Origin of the sequence: Amycolatopsis sp. NPDC049691 (genome assembly GCF_040675005.1) — a bacterium.
Classification (GTDB): domain Bacteria; phylum Actinomycetota; class Actinomycetes; order Mycobacteriales; family Pseudonocardiaceae; genus Amycolatopsis.
The window spans coordinates 51,775-66,561 of record NZ_JBFANX010000020.1 but is presented as its reverse complement, the minus strand read 5'-3'; the positions used below and the strand labels follow the sequence as shown (position 1 = coordinate 66,561).

The window sequence follows — 14,787 nt, the reverse complement described above, 5'->3', positions numbered from 1 at the left end:
AGTCTCGACCGAGCGGGGGCAGTGCAGTGGCTACGGGCACGACAGTTTTCAGCAGGGTGACGGTCGTCGCACCGTCCACCCGGATCGACGTGGCGTTGCCCGCCGACGTCGCGGTGGCCGATCTCCTGCCGATGCTGCTGGACATGGCCAAGGAGTCGTCGCCGGACGGCGGGGCGCGGCACGGCGGCTGGGCCCTCGCCAAGCTCGGCGACGCCCCGCTCGACCCGAGCCGGACGCTCGCCTCGCTCGGCGTCGTCGACGGTGAGCTGCTGCAGCTGCGCAAGCGCAACGAGAACCCGCCGCCGCCGCTGTACGACGACGTCGTCGACGCCATCGCCGAGTCCTCCCCCGACAGCTTCCGCCCGTGGACAAAGGAGACGGCGAACCGCTTCGGGCACGTCGCGGGCGGGCTGGCGCTGGTCGCCGCCGCCATCGCGCTGTTCATGAGCGGCTCGCTCTACGGCGGCAGCGCGCTCGGCGCCGCCATCGCCGGCGGCATCGGGGCCATCGCCTGCGTCGCGGTCGGCGCCACCCTCGCCAAGGCCTACGGCGCGGAAGCCACCGGTGTCCTGATCGCCGCGGCCGGCGGGCTGCCGCTGGCGTTCGTCAGCGGCTTCTACATCGTGCCCGGCCTCTCCATGCGGGCGAACCTGCTGCTCGGCGCGGTGCTCGTGATCATCGTCGCGTCGGTCTGCATCATGGTCATCGGCGCCGGCATCACGACGTTCATCGCCGCCGCCACCGCGGGCACCTTCGGCGCGCTGGCCTTCCTCTTCGGCACGCTCGTCGCGCACCCGGCGGCCGGCATCGCGGCCGGCACGGTCGCGGTCGCCCTCGCCTGCATCTCGATCCTGCCGCGCGCCACGATCTGGCTGGCGAAGCTGCCGCTGCCGCACGTCCCGAGCAACGCCGAAGAGCTGAAGGAAGACTCGGGCTTCCCGGACTACCGGGCGATCGAGCGCCGCACGGCGGTCGCGCACAACTACATGACCGGCCTGATGATCGGCTGCGGCGCCACGGTCGCGGTGTCCGCGATCATCGCCGCCACCGCGCCCGGCGCGTTCGGGATCATCCTCGGCGTCGTCGCGACGCTCGTGCTGCTCCTGCGCGCCCGCGCGTACGCGAACGGCAGCCAGGCGATCGCCCTGCTCACCAACGGCCTGGTCGCGGCGACCGGCATCGGGATCGGCTGGCTCGTCACGGCGAGCGCGCAGAACCGCCTGCTCTACGTCTTCGGCGCGCTGGTCCTGCTGGCCGCGGGCGCGCTCGTGGTCGGCGTGATCTTCCCGAACCAGCGCTTCTCGCCGCCGCTGCGGCGCACGGTGGAGATCATCGAAGCGATCTGCATCGCGTCGGTGCTGCCCCTCGCCCTGGGCGTCATGGACCTGTACACGACTCTGCGGCACCTGAACTTCAAGTGACCGGATCGGGTGAATCTCGGATGGCACCAGGACGCCGTTTCGGCACGACCCGGCGCACCACGACGGCCCTGCTCGCCGGCACGCTCGGCATCCTGGTCCCGGTGGGCGCGACGGTCCCGGCGTGGGGCCAGTCGGCGCCGGCCGACGGCTACTTCGCGACGCCGCCGCCGGTGGACATGACCAAGCTGATCCCGGACTCCCGGCAGCCGGACAAGAAGTACAAGCAGTCGAAGGGCTGCGTCCAGCGCAGCACGCTCGGCCAGAACATCGTGCTGAAGAACCGGCCGTGGGGCCAGGAGTACCTGCAGATCGCCAAGGCGCAGGAAATCGTCAGGGCCGCCACGAACGGCGGTGCGGGCCGGGGCGTCAAGGTCGCCGTGGTCGACACGGGCGTGACGAAGCACCCCTGGCTGCAGGACCGCCTCCTGTCCGGCGGGGAGTACGTCGCGAAGCCGAACGGCAAGCCCGACGGCCTCGAAGACTGCGACGGCCACGGCACCGAGGTCGCCGGCATCATCGCGGCCAGGCCGGACAACCCGGAGGTCGGGTTCGTCGGCGTCGCCCCGGACGCCACGATCGTCTCCTACCGGCAGCTGAGCGAGAACTACGAGCCCGACACGTCGACCTCGACGCCGAACCCGCCCGCCAGTTCGAGCGGGACGCCGTCGTCGAGCACGAACCCGCCCGCCGGCTCGGAGTCCGCGCTCCCGCCGAGCACCCAGGGCGGTGGCGGCGGCTCCGGTGAAGGCGACGGGACGTCCCCCGGGCAGTCGAACGGCGGGCGCCAGCTGGAGAAGGCCGGCACGGCGGGCACGCTGAAGACGCTGGCCGAGATCATCCACGGCATCGCCGAGCGGCACGAGGCCGACATCATCAACATGTCGGTCGACAACTGCCGCACCGCCGACGGGCGCATCACCGACGGCGAGCAGCAGGTCCAGGCCGCCGTCCGCTTCGCCGCGTCGCAGGGCATCGTGATCATTGCCGCCGCGGGCAACGCGACGGACACGTGCCCGCAGAACGACCAGCCGGACGCGCGGAAGCCGAAGACGATCGTGACGCCGCCGTGGTTCGCCGACGACGTGCTGTCGGTGGGCGCGATCGACGAGACCGGCGGCGTGGCCCCGTTCAGCGTGCACGGCCCGTGGGTCGGTGTCGCGGCGCCGGGGACGCAGATCATCTCGCTCGACCCCGCCGAAGGCTCCGACGGACTGGCGAACCTGACGTTCGAAAGCGGCGACAAGGCCAGCGCGATCCAGGGAACGAGCTTCGCGGCGCCGTACGTGTCGGGCCTCGCGGCCCTGGTGAAGGCCAAGTACCCGAGCCTGGACGCGAAGGGCATCATCAACCGGATCAAGGAGACCGCCCAGCACCCGGCGGCCCCGGGCGGGCGCGACAACTTCGTCGGCTACGGGGTGATCGACCCGGTGGCCGCGCTGACCCAGAGCCTCCCGTCCGAGGTGGGCAACCAGGCGCCGATCCCGGCCCCGCAGGTGGCCCAGCTCCCGCCGGCGAACGACAACAACTCGACCCCGATGATCGTGGCGCTGGCCGGTACCGGCGGCGGTCTGGTGGCGTTGCTGATCACGCTGTTCGTGATGCGCACGATCCGCCGCAACCGTCCGGCCGAGACGGCGGGCACCCGCCGCTGAACGAAAGCCCGGCCCGCGGCGGACCGCGGGCCGGGCTCGAGTCACTTCGCCGGTGGCGCCGGGGGTTTCTTCTTCTGCTGCTGGGCGTCCTCGTCCTCGCCGATCACCGGCGGGGCCACCAGGCCGGGCTCCCCCAGCAACTCCGACGGCGTCGTCGTCGGACGCGTCTTCGACTGGCGGCGGCCACCGCCCCCACCGCCGCCGAACGCGCCGAAGCCCATCATCGGCATCATCGGCATGCCCGACGTCCCGTGGTTCGCCGAGCTGTCCTGCGCCGGCGCCGGCTGCGGTGCCGCGTCGGCGGGCTGTGCCGCGTCCGGGGTGCCCACGCCCGTGTGCTTCGGCTCCGCCGGGTCCCCGCTCGCCGACGACGGCGTCAGCACCTCGTCGGAACCGGCGGCGGCACCAGCGGGAGCAGCGGCGGATTCCGGTTCGTGCAACCGGAACCGCTCCTCCGGGTACCGGTGGGCGATCTCGATGCTGCGCGTGGTCGCGTCGGGGTCGTCGACGCCGTCGCAGAGCCGGTCGAACGCCTCCAGGACGTCCCGCGCGGTCTCGTACAGCGCCTTCGCCGAATCCTGTGTCTCCCGCAGCTGCGCCCGCGCCCGCTTGGTGCCACCGCTGGGCAGCATCATCGTCTCGGAGATCAGGTCCGCGGCGTCGACCAGGACCTCGGCGAGGTCGACGACGACGTGGCGAAGGGTTGTCACCAGCTCGTCGAGCGCGCCGGCGAGGACCGTGAACGCCTCTTGGAGGTCGCCGCCCGCGGCGCCGATCTCCCGCATGTACGCGACGAACGCGTCGGCGTCCCGGCCCGCCCAGCCGGCGTCGAGCCGGCCGAGGCGGTCGTCGAGCCGCGTGGACACCTCGGCCGCCGCCGCGGCGGCGGTGCGCAGCCGCCCGGCTTCGGCACCGAGGTCGCCCCAGCGGCCGATCAGCGGCCGGAAGTACGTCCCGACCGGGTCGATCAGTCCCAGCTCGCGGGAAACGTCGGTCAGGTAGGCCAGGTACGGCTCGGCGGTGGCGGCGATCTCGTCGCCCTCGGCGTCCGGGGCGAAGGCCACCGCGGGGACCACCGGGGCGGCCGTCCGCTTCGCGAACGGGTGCGGGATGGAGTCGGTGGAAGCTTCCGGCTCGGCGAACATCATTCCGGCCTGCCCGCGCGCTTGATCAGCTCCGCGGCCTCCGCGTCCTGCCCGCTGTGGCGGACCGTGACGTGCCGCAGCGCCTCCGCGGCCGACTTCAGCGCTTCCGCGCCGTCGACCAGCTGACGCCGCAACGCGCCCGCCGCGCGGCCGTACGACTCGCCGAGGCCGATCTGCGCCCCCAGCGCGCCGTAGGACTCGCCGGAGACGCCGTCCCCGCCCACCTCCGCCGCGGCCGCGTGGAGGTCGTCAGCGGCCTCCTCGGCGGTCCGGGCGTACTCGGCGACGACCACGCCGTCCATCCTCAAGCCGGCCATGGCACCTCTCCGCTCACCGGGAAACCCTTCGGGCGTGTGACGTCCGCCGCCGGCCGCCGGTTCCGCTCAGCCGCCCGCCTGCTGCGTCGGGGTCGGGAACGAACCGGCGTTCGGGTCGATCGGCACGGAGTCGAACTGCTTGAGCACGTCCTGGGTGTTCAGCGAAGCACCGGTCGGCAGCAGCCCGATGATCGACTCGGGTGCGGGCTGCCGGTTGTTCAGCCCGATCGCGTCCGCGGTCGCGGCGTCCGGGACGCTGTAGCGGACCCCGCGGTCGGAGATCAGCTGGATCGCGCCCTTGCCGAAGCTGGCCTTGCCGGTGGCGGACTGCACCACCGCGGCGAAGCCCGGCTGGAGGTAGAAGCCGGTGATCGGCACGCGGTTCGGGCCCGGCGTGGTGACCTTGGTCGTGGCGAACTTGGGGCCGTGGCTGTTCTGGCCCGGCAGCTGGGTGTCGATGTACACCGACGTGTGGCCGTCGCGGTTGTCGCCGTCGCCGACCACCGACCAGCCGAGGCACGCGACCGCGGAGTTCTTCGTCGCGTCGAGCACTGTCGGCACCGCGCGCGGGAAGTCGTCGACCTGGATGTAGTCGGGGTCGCCGGACCGCAGCACGCGGACGCCGGACAGCTTGTCGAGGCCGAGCGTCCGCAGCTTGCTCGCGCTGCCGTGCTTCGCGACGCGCATGACGTCGGCGACCGCCTGCGACACCTGCTGGATGCCGTTCGTGGTGATCGCCCAGTACTGCGGCTGCTCACCCGTGGGCTGCGTGGAGAAGACGTCGCCCGCGGCCAGCCCGTCGAGGTCGGCGGGCGCCGGGCCGTCCGGGATGTTCGGCGGGCTCAGGCGCGGCACCTCGGGGATGGCGTTCAGCAGGCCCTGGGTGATCTTCCGCGGCTTCTGGTTCAGCAGCTGCAAGGCCGTCGAGACGGCGTTGTGCGAGTCGCTGGTGTCGATCTCGGCGCGGACGGTGTTGGCGTTCGGGCGGTTCTGCGTGCTCGGCAGGCGGTAGATCAGGTACGTCTTGCCGTTGTCGGCCGCCGCCAGCAACGCCTCCTTTTCGCCCAGCTCGGTGCCGAGGCCGCTCGGGGCGACGCCGCCGAAGACGTAGGTGTCGGTCTTGCCGATGTCCGGGTTCGGCTGCGTCGGATCCAGCAGAACCTGGTCGCACACCGCCCAGTTGGGGGAAATGCGCTGGGAATCGGACGGCATCAGCTGCGGCCCGTCCGGAATTCCGGTCAGTTTTCCGCGCGGAATGTCCTTCAGCTGCTCGTCGGAAACGACCGTGGGATTCTTCACAGCCGCGGTGCTCGCCGCCGCCGGGGCGGGCGCCGCCGTCGCGCCGCTCGCGCCGCCGGCGTTCGACTGCTGCTTCTGCTGGGCCAGCAGGAGAAGCCGAGCCGACGCGAGGTTGAACGTCGGGACAAGGGTTTTCGGGTTCCCCATCACCACGTACACCGTGCCGGACTGTTCGCCGATCACGATGTTCCCGGCCTCGGGCACCGACGGCGCCGGGCTGAGCAGTCCCCAGACGACGAAAACGATCATGCCGAGCGCGCCCAGCACGACACCCACGATGGTGGCCCTCGTGTGGGTGCGCATCGGGTCGTGCAGCATCACGGCGTCCCGCCGGACCAGCGCCGACTGCATCCGCCGTAGGACGAACTGATACGCCTGAACCTGAGACTTAGTCGTGGGTGTTGATGGCATTCTCGACCTACAGCTCTCCCCGTCGCGGTACGGTTCCGCAGGATAGCCGTACGGGGACCGTCTGGTGTGGGGTTTCTACCAACTCAAGCTAGTGTCGGACACCCCGGGACCCGGCTTCCGGGTACGCAGCAAGCACGAGGGGAAGAGAAAGCGCGGATGTCCGTCACCAACCCTCCACGTCCGCCTGGCCCGCCCGGGCCCCCGCCGCCCGGCCGCCAGCCGGGCCCGCCGCCCCGTCCGGTGAGACCCGGTGGCCCCGGCGGTCCCGGAGGTGTCCCGGGTGGTCCTGGTGGCCCCGGCGGACCCGGTGGCGGTCCCGGCGGACCCGGCATGCCCCCGCGCGGTCCCGGTGGTCCCGTTCCCGGTCCCGGCGGCCCGGGTGGACGGCCCGGCGGACCTGGCGGCCCCGGTGGCCCGGGTGGACCCGGTGGCGGCGGTCCAGGTGGCGGCGGACCCGGTGGTCCGGGCGGTCCCGGCGGTGGCGGTCCCGGTGGCCCGGGCGGCCCCGGCGGCGGCGGCCCCGGTGGTCCCGGTGGCGGTGGTCCCAGCGGACCCCAGGGACCCGACGACAGCGGCCCGTCCACTCCCCCGCCCAGCCCCGTGCGGATGGCGCCGCCCGCGCGGCGCCGCTCCTCGGGCGTGAACCTCGGCCCGCTGCCGGTCGCGAACCTCGTCGTGCTCGAGGTCGGCCTCGCCGTCGGGCTCGTGCTGCTCGCCATCGACATGTCGTTGAAGTGGGTCGGCGTCGGCATCGTCGGCTTCGCCCTCATCGTCGCGCTGCTGCGCTGGCGCGGCCGCTGGTTCACCCAGTGGATCGGTCTGACGCTGCGCTACTCCTTCCGGTCCCACGACCGCGTCGCCGAACCGCTGCCGCCGAGCACCGTCGAGGAGCTGGCCGCCGAGGAGACCACGGTGACCGGCCCCGACGACGCCCGCGTCAACCTGCTGCGCGTCGCCGTCCCGGACCTCGTGGTGGCGCACGGCGTCGACCACGAACGCCAGCAGGTCGGCCTCGCGTGGAACGACGGCACCTGGACGGCGGTGCTGCTCGTCGAGCCGACGCCGGCGCTGATCACCCAGGCCGGCGGCGCGCCGAGCCTGCCGCTGTCGGCGCTCGCGCCCTGCCTCGAGGACCGCGGCGTGGTCCTCGACTCGATCCAGATGATCTGGCACTGCTACCCGGGCAGCGCGGCGCTGCCCGCGGACTCGCCCGCCCTCAGCTCCTACATGGAGGTGCTCGGCCCGCTGCCCGCGGCGGCGCGGCGCACGACGTGGGTGGCGATCCGGCTCGACCCGAAGCGCTGCCCGGCGGCGATCCGCGAGCGCGGCGGCGGCGTCGTCGGCGCCCACCGCGCGCTGATCGGCGCGCTTTCGCGGGTGCGCAACGCGCTGGAGTCCCAAGGCGTGCCGACCCGGCCGCTCGACCCGGACGAGCTGCTGCGCGCCAGCATTTCGGCCGCGGAGCTCACGTCCGTCGCCGGTTCGCCGAGCAAGGTGACGCTGCAGGAGCGCTGGTCCGGCGTGACGGCGGCGGGCATCGGGCACGCGAGCTACGCGATCACCGGCTGGCCGAAGGGCAAGATCACCGGCAGCCTGAACGCGCTGACGAGCGTCCGCGCCCTGTCGGCGACGCTGGCGATGTCGATCTCCCCCGCGTCCGACGAAGGCAAGATCGGACTGCGCGGGGTGGTCCGGCTGAGCGCGCGCAACCCGCGTGAGCTCGAAGCCGCCGACCAGCGGCTGCACGGGCTGTCCGAGCGGCTGGGCGTCGACCTGACGCCGCTGCGCGGGCTGCAGGTTTCGGCGTTCGCCGCGACGCTGCCGATCGGAGGTACGGCATGAGCTCCCGGATGCGTGACGCCGGGCAGAACCTCGGGGTGGCGCCGGAGTTCACGGTCGACCCGGCGATGCTCGACGCGATCAGCCCGTCGGGTGACCGCGGCGGCATCGTGCTCGGCTCGGGCCTGAAGGGCGAGCCGCTGACGATTTCGGCGCTGCGCTCGACGCCGACCCGCATCGTGCTGGTGGGCGGGCTGTACCTGGCCCGCCAGGTGGCGATGCGCGCGATGGCGGTCGGCGCGTGGGTCGTGGTGGCGACGGGCCGCCCGACGGAGTGGCAGGTGCTGTCCCGCGCGGCGGGCACCCGCGACGGACGGCCGTCACCGCTGGTCCAGATCCGCCGGCTGTCCCCGGTCGAGCTGCCGCGGCCGTCGGAGGACGCACCGCTGCTGGTCGTCACGGACGGCGGCCCGACCCCGCAGGACCTGTTCCCGCCGCGGTCGCCCTGGCAGACGACGGTCTACGTGCTGCCGTACCTGCACCCCCAGGCGGGCGCGACGGCGAACGCGGCGGACCTGGTGCTGATGCAGCGCCTCCCGGCCGGGCAGGCCGAGCTGGCGGCCCGGATCTGGCGGCTCCCGCCGCAGATGATGCGCCAGCTGACGACGTTGCAGGACGACCAGGTGGTGGCCCTGGGCCGCAACCTGTGGCGGCCGCTGAGGCTGGTGACGACGGGCAAGGAGCAGCAACTGCTCGGCCCGGTCCGCCGCGGCGACTGAGTTCCTCCGGACACGCGGAAGCGGGTGGTTTCCCTCGGGGAGCCACCCGCTTTTCGTTCCGTCGAGGTCGGCTCAGAGGTCGGCGGAGGTGCGGACGTTCCTCGTCTGCTCCGCGCGGGCCGCGAGTTCTTCGTCCGGCGGGTAGTCCACGCCCAGCAGCGTCAAGCCGTGGGCCGGGGCCACCGCGCTGTCGCGGATTCCGCTCTCCAGGACCTTCGCCGGCCAGCCGTCGCTGCGGCGGCCGTCGCCGACCAGGAGCAGGACTCCCACCAGGCTGCGGACCATCGAGTGGCAGAACGCGTCCGCCGACACGCGGACCTCCAGCAGGTGCTCCTCCACCCGCGCCCACTCCAGGCGCTGCAGCTCGCGGATCGTCGTGCCGCCGTCGCGCTGCTTGCAGTACGCCGCGAAGTCGTGCAGGCCCAGCAGTTCCGCGGCCGCCGCGTTCATCGCGTCCGTCGACAGTGGACGGTTCCACGCCAGCGTGTCGTGGCGGCGCAACGGGTCCACGCCCCACGGTGCGTCCGAGACCCGGTAGCGGTAGTGCCGGCGGATCGCCGAGAACCGGGCGTCGAACCCCGCGGGGGCCACCCGGGCGCCCAGCACGCGCACATCGCCCGGCAGGAGGCGGTTCCAGCGGCCCGCCATCCGGGTCAGGTCGGGGATCCCTTCCGGAGAAACCGGAATCCGGCCCGGAGCACCCGGAGCCAGCGGGACGACGTCGACGTGCACCACCTGGCCCGTCGCGTGCACCCCGGCGTCCGTGCGGCCCGCCACGACCACGGACTTCGGCACCGAAGCCCCCGGTGGCTGGCGCTGCAGCGCCTCCTCCAGGAGCCCCTGGACCGTCCGGCGGCCCGGCTGGCGGGCCCAGCCCGAGAAGTCCGTGCCGTCGTAGGAGACGTCCAGGCGCAGACGAACGAGCCCGCCCTCCCCAGCGGGAGTGGCGGGCTCGTCCGGTGTCGACTGTGCCGTCAGGACGTCAGTCCTTCTTGGCGTCGGCGTCGGTCTCCTCCGAGGCGGGAGCCTCGGTGGTCTCCTCGGCCTTGGCCTCCTCGGCAGCCGGAGCCTCCTCGGTGGAGGTGGTCTCCTCGGCGGCCGGGGCGGCGGCGGGCTTCTCGTCCTTCGCGAACTTCGTCTTGCGAGCGCGCTCGGCTTCCGAAGTCACCGTCTTCTCGGCCACCAGCTCGATGACCGCCATCTTGGCGTTGTCGCCCTTGCGCGGCAGCGTCTTGGTGATCCGGGTGTAGCCACCGTCGCGCTCGGCGAAGTGCGGGCCGATCTCCGCGAACAGCTTGTGGACGACGTCCTTGTCACGGACGACGCGCTGCACCTGACGGCGGTTGTGCAGGTCGCCCCGCTTCGCCTTGGTGATCAGCTTCTCGGCCAGCGGACGGACCCGCTTCGCCTTCGCCTCGGTGGTGGTGATCTTGCCGTGCTCGAACAGCTGCGTGGCCAAGTTGGCCAGGATCAGCCGCTCGTGCGCGGACGACCCGCCGAGCCGGGCTCCCTTGGTAGGGGTGGGCATTGGTTCTCCTAGTTCAGCTCACAGCGTCCAGGCACACGGCCTCAGAGCTGCTCGGTCTCTGCGTAGTCCTGGCCATCGTCGTGGCCGTCCGAAATCCCGTCGGCGATGCCACCGACACCCTCCGACCAGCCTTCACCGTCGTAGCTGGCGGCCGCCGCGGTCGGGTCGAACCCGGGCGGGCTGTCCTTCAGCGCGAGGCCGAGGCCGACGAGCTTGAGCTTGACCTCGTCGATCGACTTGGCGCCGAAGTTGCGGATGTCGAGCAGGTCCGCCTCGCTGCGCGAGACCAGCTCGCCCACCGTGTGGATGCCCTCGCGCTTGAGGCAGTTGTACGACCGGACGGTGAGGTCCAGGTCCTCGATCGGCATCGCGTAGGCGGCGATGGTGTCCGCCTCCTGCGGCGACGGGCCGATCTCGATGCCCTCGGCGTCGACGTTCAGCTCGCGGGCGAGACCGAACAGCTCCACCAGCGTCTTGCCGGCCGACGCGACCGCGTCACGCGGCGTGATCGACGGCTTGGTCTCGACGTCCAGGATCAGCTTGTCGAAGTCGGTGCGCTGCTCGACACGGGTGGCCTCGACCTTGTAGGTCACCTTCAGCACCGGCGAGTAGATCGAGTCGACCGGGATCCGGCCGATCTCCGCGCCCGCCTGCTTGTTCTGCAGGGCCGGAACGTAACCGCGGCCGCGCTCGACGACGAGCTCGATCTCGAGCTTGCCCTTGCCGTTCAGCGACGCGATGTGCAGATCCGGGTTGTGCACGGTGACACCCGCCGGCGGCACGATGTCGGCCGCCGTGACCTCACCCGGGCCCTGCTTGCGCAGGTACATGGTGACCGGCTCGTCCTCTTCCGAGGACACCACGAGCTCCTTGAGGTTCAGGATGATGTCGGTGACGTCTTCCTTCACCCCGGGAACGGTGGTGAACTCGTGCAGCACGCCGTCGATGCGGATGCTCGTCACGGCCGCGCCCGGGATGGACGACAGCAGCGTGCGCCGCAGCGAGTTGCCGAGCGTGTAGCCGAAGCCGGGCTCCAGCGGTTCGATGGTGAACCGGGAGCGGGTCTCGTTGACCGTCTCTTCGCCGAGAGCCGGCCGCTGGGAAATCAGCATTCCTTGTTTTCCTTTCCAGACGACGCCCGCCATATGACGTCGAAGGGATGGCGTAGGCGGCGGCGCACCTGTCGCGCCGCCGCCCGTGGTCCAGCCGGGGCCGGACTACTTCGAGTAAAGCTCGACGATCAGCTGTTCCTGAACCGGAACGTCGATCTGCGCACGCTCCGGGAGCTGGTGGACCAGCACGCGGAGGTTGGACTGGACGACCTGCAGCCACGCCGGGATCGGGCGCTCGCCGAAGGACTCCTTCGCCGCCACGAACGGCAGCATGCCCATGGACTTCGGCCGCACGTCGATGATGTCCCACTTGGTGACCTGGAACGACGGGACGTTCACCTTCTGGCCGTTGACCAGGAAGTGGCCGTGGCTCACCAGCTGACGCGCCTGGCGGCGGGTGCGGGCGATGCCGGCGCGGTAGATCACGTTGTCCAGGCGGGACTCGAGGATCTGCAGCAGGTTCTCACCGGTCTTGCCCGGACGCCGGACGGCTTCCTTGTAGTACCGGACGAACTGACGCTCGAGAACGCCGTAGGTGTAGCGAGCCTTCTGCTTCTCCTGCGACTGCAGGAGGTACTCGGACTCCTTGATGCGCCCGCGGCCGTGCTGGCCCGGCGGGTAGGGGCGACGCTCGAAAGCCTGGTCGCCGCCGATGAGGTCAACCTTGAGGCGACGCGAAATACGCGTCGCGGGGCCGGTGTAACGAGCCATTTCTTCTTACTCCTCCCCGTTCCTCAGACCCGGCGCCGCTTGGGCGGGCGGCAGCCGTTGTGAGGCTGCGGGGTCACGTCCTGGATGGTGCCGACCTCGAGGCCGGCCGCCTGCAGCGAGCGGATCGCCGTCTCGCGGCCCGAACCCGGGCCCTTCACGAAGACGTCGACCTTCTTCATGCCGTGCTCGGCGGCCTTGCGGGCAGCGTTCTCGGCGGCCATCTGCGCGGCGAACGGGGTGGACTTACGGGAGCCCTTGAAGCCCACGTGACCACTCGACGCCCACGCGATCACGGCACCGGTCGGGTCCGTGATCGAGACGATGGTGTTGTTGAAGGTGCTCTTGATGTGCGCGTGACCGTGCGCGACATTCTTCTTTTCCTTGCGGCGGACCTTCTTGGCCCCGGCCGCAGTACGAGACTTCGGTGGCATGTTCTGAGGGTTCTCCTGTTAGCGCGCGTTCTCTTGGTGAGCGGCGACCGCTTCGGCCTGGCCGCGCCGGATGATCGAACCGGCGTCGGTGTACAGGTTGCGGAGCGCCATCGGGCGGGCGTAGAGCGCCTTGGGCGAGACACAAGCCGAGCCGCGGCGGTGAACGCCACCCATCTGCACGACCTTCTTGCCCTGGACGCTCACTTCTTGCCAGCCTTCTTCTTGCCGGCGACCGTCTTCTTCGGACCCTTGCGGGTACGGGCGTTGGTCTTCGTGCGCTGACCGCGGACGGGAAGTCCGCGGCGCCAGCGAAGGCCCTCGTAGCACCCGATCTCGATCTTCCGACGGATGTCGGCGTTCACCTCGCGGCGAAGGTCACCCTCGACCTTGAAGTTCTCTTCGATGTACGTACGCAGCTTGGCGAGGTCGTCATCGCTGAGGTCTTTGACGCGGGTGTCCGCGTTGAGCTCGGCAGCCTTGATGAGCTGCTTCGAGCGGGTACGGCCGATGCCGTAGATGTACGTAAGCGCGATCTCCAACCGCTTTTCGCGGGGGAGGTCTACGCCAGCGAGTCGTGCCATTGGCGCTGATGCTCCTTCGTAGGTTTCCTCTTCAGGTCTGCTCCCCGTCCGGTTCCGGGACCGACTCGCCTGTCGTGCCCTCGGCTTGCGCTTCGGGTGTCCCGGCCCCGGCCTGAAGTCCGGGGGTGAACCGGACCACTCGCGTGGCCCGGCAGGTGCGGGGAGGTTGTGTAGCCGTCAATCCACTCTGGTCGAGTGCTTGGCGATCAGCCCTGCCGCTGCTTGTGCCGCAGGTTCTCGCAGATCACCATGATCCGGCCGTGCCGGCGGATCACCTTGCACTTGTCGCAGATCTTCTTGACGCTCGGCTGGACCTTCACGTCTTCTGCTCTCCTAGTAGCTGCTCTTCGTGATCACTTGTAGCGGTAGACGATGCGACCACGAGAGAGGTCGTAGGGCGAGAGCTCCACGACAACCCTGTCCTCGGGCAGGATGCGGATGTAGTGCTGCCGCATCTTGCCGCTGATGTGTGCCAGGACCTTGTGACCGTTCTCCAACTCGACGCGGAACATCGCGTTGGGGAGCGGCTCGACTACGCGGCCTTCGACCTCGATGGCCCCGTCTTTCTTCGCCATGTCCTCCGCATTTCCCTGTCGGTATCGTCTGTCGCCACACCTGATCAACTCGAGCACTAGTGCTGGGTCGGGTGTTGCGTGGCACACTGGTGCCCGGCTCCCAAGACCGTGAATTCACGAGCGCGCAGGATCCGGGCGCGATAAGTGCGCCGACTTGACAGTGTACGCATGTCGTGTCGCGACCCCCAAACCGGGGGTGACCATGCTAAAGGGCCGTGCAGGTGGACGTGATGGCGATCACCTCGAACGGGTGAAATCGCAGGTCAGGAGTCTTCCGGGGCCGTGAGCACCCAGGGGCCGTCTTCGGTGATCGCGACCGTGTGCTCCCAGTGCGCCGCGCGGGAGCCGTCGGCCGTGACGACCGTCCAGCCGTCGTCCAGCTCGCGGGTCTCGCCGCCGCCGCCGGTGAGCATCGGCTCGATCGCCAGCGCCATGCCGGGCTTCAGCCGCGGGCCCTTGCCCGGCTTGCCGACGTTCGGCAGGAACGGGTCCATGTGCATCTGGCGGCCGATGCCGTGGCCGCCGTACTCGACGATCATCCCGTACTCGATGCCGTCGTCCCGGCCCGCGCGTTCGGCGGCCGACTGGACGGCGTGGGAGATGTCGGTCAACCGGCCGCCGGCGCTGACCGCCTCGATGCCGGCCCACATCGCCGCCTCGGTCGCCGCGGACAGCGCCAGGTCGGCGTCGGAGACCGCGCCGATGGCCAGCGTGACGGCGGAGTCGCCGTGCCAGCCGTCGAGGATCGCGCCGCAGTCGACGGAGATGATGTCGCCGTCGGCCAGCACCTGCGTCTTGGCCGGGATGCCGTGGACGATCTGCTCGTTCACCGACGCGCAGATCGACGCGGGGAAACCGTGGTAGCCCTTGAACGACGGCACCGCGCCGGCGTCCCGGATCGTCTGCTCGGCCAGCTCGTCGAGCTCGGCCGTGCTGACGCCCGGTTTCGCGATGGCGCGGACCGCCGCGAGCGTGCGGGCGACGACGAGCCCCGCGGCCCGCATCGCCTGCAGCTCGTCCGGGGTCTTGACCTCGATCATGCGCCC

18 protein-coding genes are annotated in these 14,787 nt (G+C 71.2%); 5 read left to right on the top strand and 13 right to left on the bottom strand.

What is annotated here, in order from left to right:
- Positions 1–56 precede the first annotated feature (56 nt).
- Complete coding sequence (gene eccD / locus AB0J40_RS35680; RefSeq protein ID WP_364462225.1) at positions 57–1,421, top strand: type VII secretion integral membrane protein EccD; 1,365 nt, start codon at positions 57–59, stop codon at positions 1,419–1,421.
- 20 nt (positions 1,422–1,441) lie between these two features.
- On the top strand, positions 1,442–3,073 hold the full coding sequence (locus AB0J40_RS35675) for a S8 family serine peptidase (RefSeq protein WP_364462222.1): 1,632 nt from the start codon (positions 1,442–1,444) through the stop codon (positions 3,071–3,073).
- A 41-nt stretch (positions 3,074–3,114) separates the two neighbouring features.
- On the opposite strand, the gene AB0J40_RS35670 is transcribed toward AB0J40_RS35675, so the two are convergent.
- The 3 genes from AB0J40_RS35670 to eccB all read right to left on the bottom strand — a co-directional run bounded on the left by AB0J40_RS35670 (position 3,115) and on the right by eccB (position 6,245).
- A complete protein-coding gene (locus AB0J40_RS35670; protein ID WP_364462566.1) occupies positions 3,115–4,218 on the bottom strand; it encodes a WXG100 family type VII secretion target in 1,104 nt (367 codons plus the stop codon).
- Positions 4,218–4,535 carry a hypothetical protein gene (locus AB0J40_RS35665; protein WP_364462219.1) on the bottom strand — a complete coding sequence of 106 codons (318 nt, stop codon included), beginning with the start codon at positions 4,533–4,535 and terminating at the stop codon, positions 4,218–4,220. Before AB0J40_RS35665 ends, AB0J40_RS35670 begins: the two co-directional genes overlap by 1 nt.
- A 66-nt stretch (positions 4,536–4,601) precedes the next feature.
- Positions 4,602–6,245 carry a type VII secretion protein EccB gene (gene eccB, locus AB0J40_RS35660; protein WP_364462216.1) on the bottom strand — a complete coding sequence of 548 codons (1,644 nt, stop codon included), beginning with the start codon at positions 6,243–6,245 and terminating at the stop codon, positions 4,602–4,604.
- Between the two features lie 280 nt (positions 6,246–6,525).
- On the opposite strand from eccB, the gene AB0J40_RS35655 reads away from it, so the two are divergent.
- Genes AB0J40_RS35655 through AB0J40_RS35645 form a run of 3 tightly spaced genes read left to right on the top strand, consistent with a single transcriptional unit; the run spans position 6,526 to position 8,803 of the window.
- Positions 6,526–6,888 (top strand): hypothetical protein, encoded by a 363-nt coding sequence (locus AB0J40_RS35655; protein WP_364462215.1) that lies wholly within the window; start codon positions 6,526–6,528, stop codon positions 6,886–6,888.
- Positions 6,852–8,087, top strand: a complete 1,236-nt coding sequence (gene eccE, locus AB0J40_RS35650; RefSeq protein WP_364462212.1) for a type VII secretion protein EccE — start codon at positions 6,852–6,854, stop codon at positions 8,085–8,087. The genes AB0J40_RS35655 and eccE overlap by 37 nt, the downstream gene beginning before the upstream one ends.
- Entirely contained in the window at positions 8,084–8,803 is a 720-nt protein-coding gene (locus AB0J40_RS35645; RefSeq protein ID WP_364462209.1) for a hypothetical protein, read from the top strand. Before eccE ends, AB0J40_RS35645 begins: the two co-directional genes overlap by 4 nt.
- A 72-nt stretch (positions 8,804–8,875) precedes the next feature.
- On the opposite strand, the gene truA is transcribed toward AB0J40_RS35645, so the two are convergent.
- From truA to map, 10 genes are all read right to left on the bottom strand, one after another.
- Positions 8,876–9,712 carry a tRNA pseudouridine(38-40) synthase TruA gene (truA, locus tag AB0J40_RS35640; protein WP_364462563.1) on the bottom strand — a complete coding sequence of 279 codons (837 nt, stop codon included), beginning with the start codon at positions 9,710–9,712 and terminating at the stop codon, positions 8,876–8,878.
- Positions 9,713–9,785: 73 nt separating this feature from the next.
- The gene (rplQ, locus tag AB0J40_RS35635; RefSeq protein WP_364462207.1) at positions 9,786–10,331 is read right to left on the bottom strand and encodes a 50S ribosomal protein L17; all 546 of its coding nucleotides are present in this window, start codon (positions 10,329–10,331) and stop codon (positions 9,786–9,788) included.
- 41 nt (positions 10,332–10,372) lie between these two features.
- Positions 10,373–11,443 (bottom strand): DNA-directed RNA polymerase subunit alpha, encoded by a 1,071-nt coding sequence (locus AB0J40_RS35630; RefSeq protein WP_004558887.1) that lies wholly within the window; start codon positions 11,441–11,443, stop codon positions 10,373–10,375.
- A 105-nt stretch (positions 11,444–11,548) separates the two neighbouring features.
- Positions 11,549–12,154 carry a 30S ribosomal protein S4 gene (gene rpsD / locus AB0J40_RS35625; protein ID WP_125306120.1) on the bottom strand — a complete coding sequence of 202 codons (606 nt, stop codon included), beginning with the start codon at positions 12,152–12,154 and terminating at the stop codon, positions 11,549–11,551.
- Between the two features lie 23 nt (positions 12,155–12,177).
- The gene (gene rpsK / locus AB0J40_RS35620; RefSeq protein WP_004558885.1) at positions 12,178–12,585 is read right to left on the bottom strand and encodes a 30S ribosomal protein S11; all 408 of its coding nucleotides are present in this window, start codon (positions 12,583–12,585) and stop codon (positions 12,178–12,180) included.
- An 18-nt stretch (positions 12,586–12,603) separates the two neighbouring features.
- On the bottom strand, positions 12,604–12,789 hold the full coding sequence (locus AB0J40_RS35615; protein ID WP_004558884.1) for a hypothetical protein: 186 nt from the start codon (positions 12,787–12,789) through the stop codon (positions 12,604–12,606).
- Entirely contained in the window at positions 12,786–13,166 is a 381-nt protein-coding gene (gene rpsM / locus AB0J40_RS35610) for a 30S ribosomal protein S13 (protein ID WP_004558883.1), read from the bottom strand. The genes AB0J40_RS35615 and rpsM overlap by 4 nt, the downstream gene beginning before the upstream one ends.
- Before the next feature lie 206 nt (positions 13,167–13,372).
- Positions 13,373–13,486 (bottom strand): 50S ribosomal protein L36, encoded by a 114-nt coding sequence (gene rpmJ, locus AB0J40_RS35605; RefSeq protein WP_004558882.1) that lies wholly within the window; start codon positions 13,484–13,486, stop codon positions 13,373–13,375.
- A 33-nt stretch (positions 13,487–13,519) separates the two neighbouring features.
- Positions 13,520–13,741, bottom strand: a complete 222-nt coding sequence (gene infA / locus AB0J40_RS35600; RefSeq protein WP_004558881.1) for a translation initiation factor IF-1 — start codon at positions 13,739–13,741, stop codon at positions 13,520–13,522.
- Between the two features lie 263 nt (positions 13,742–14,004).
- The gene (map, locus tag AB0J40_RS35595) at positions 14,005–14,781 is read right to left on the bottom strand and encodes a type I methionyl aminopeptidase (RefSeq protein ID WP_364462204.1); all 777 of its coding nucleotides are present in this window, start codon (positions 14,779–14,781) and stop codon (positions 14,005–14,007) included.
- Positions 14,782–14,787: the final 6 nt, after the last annotated feature.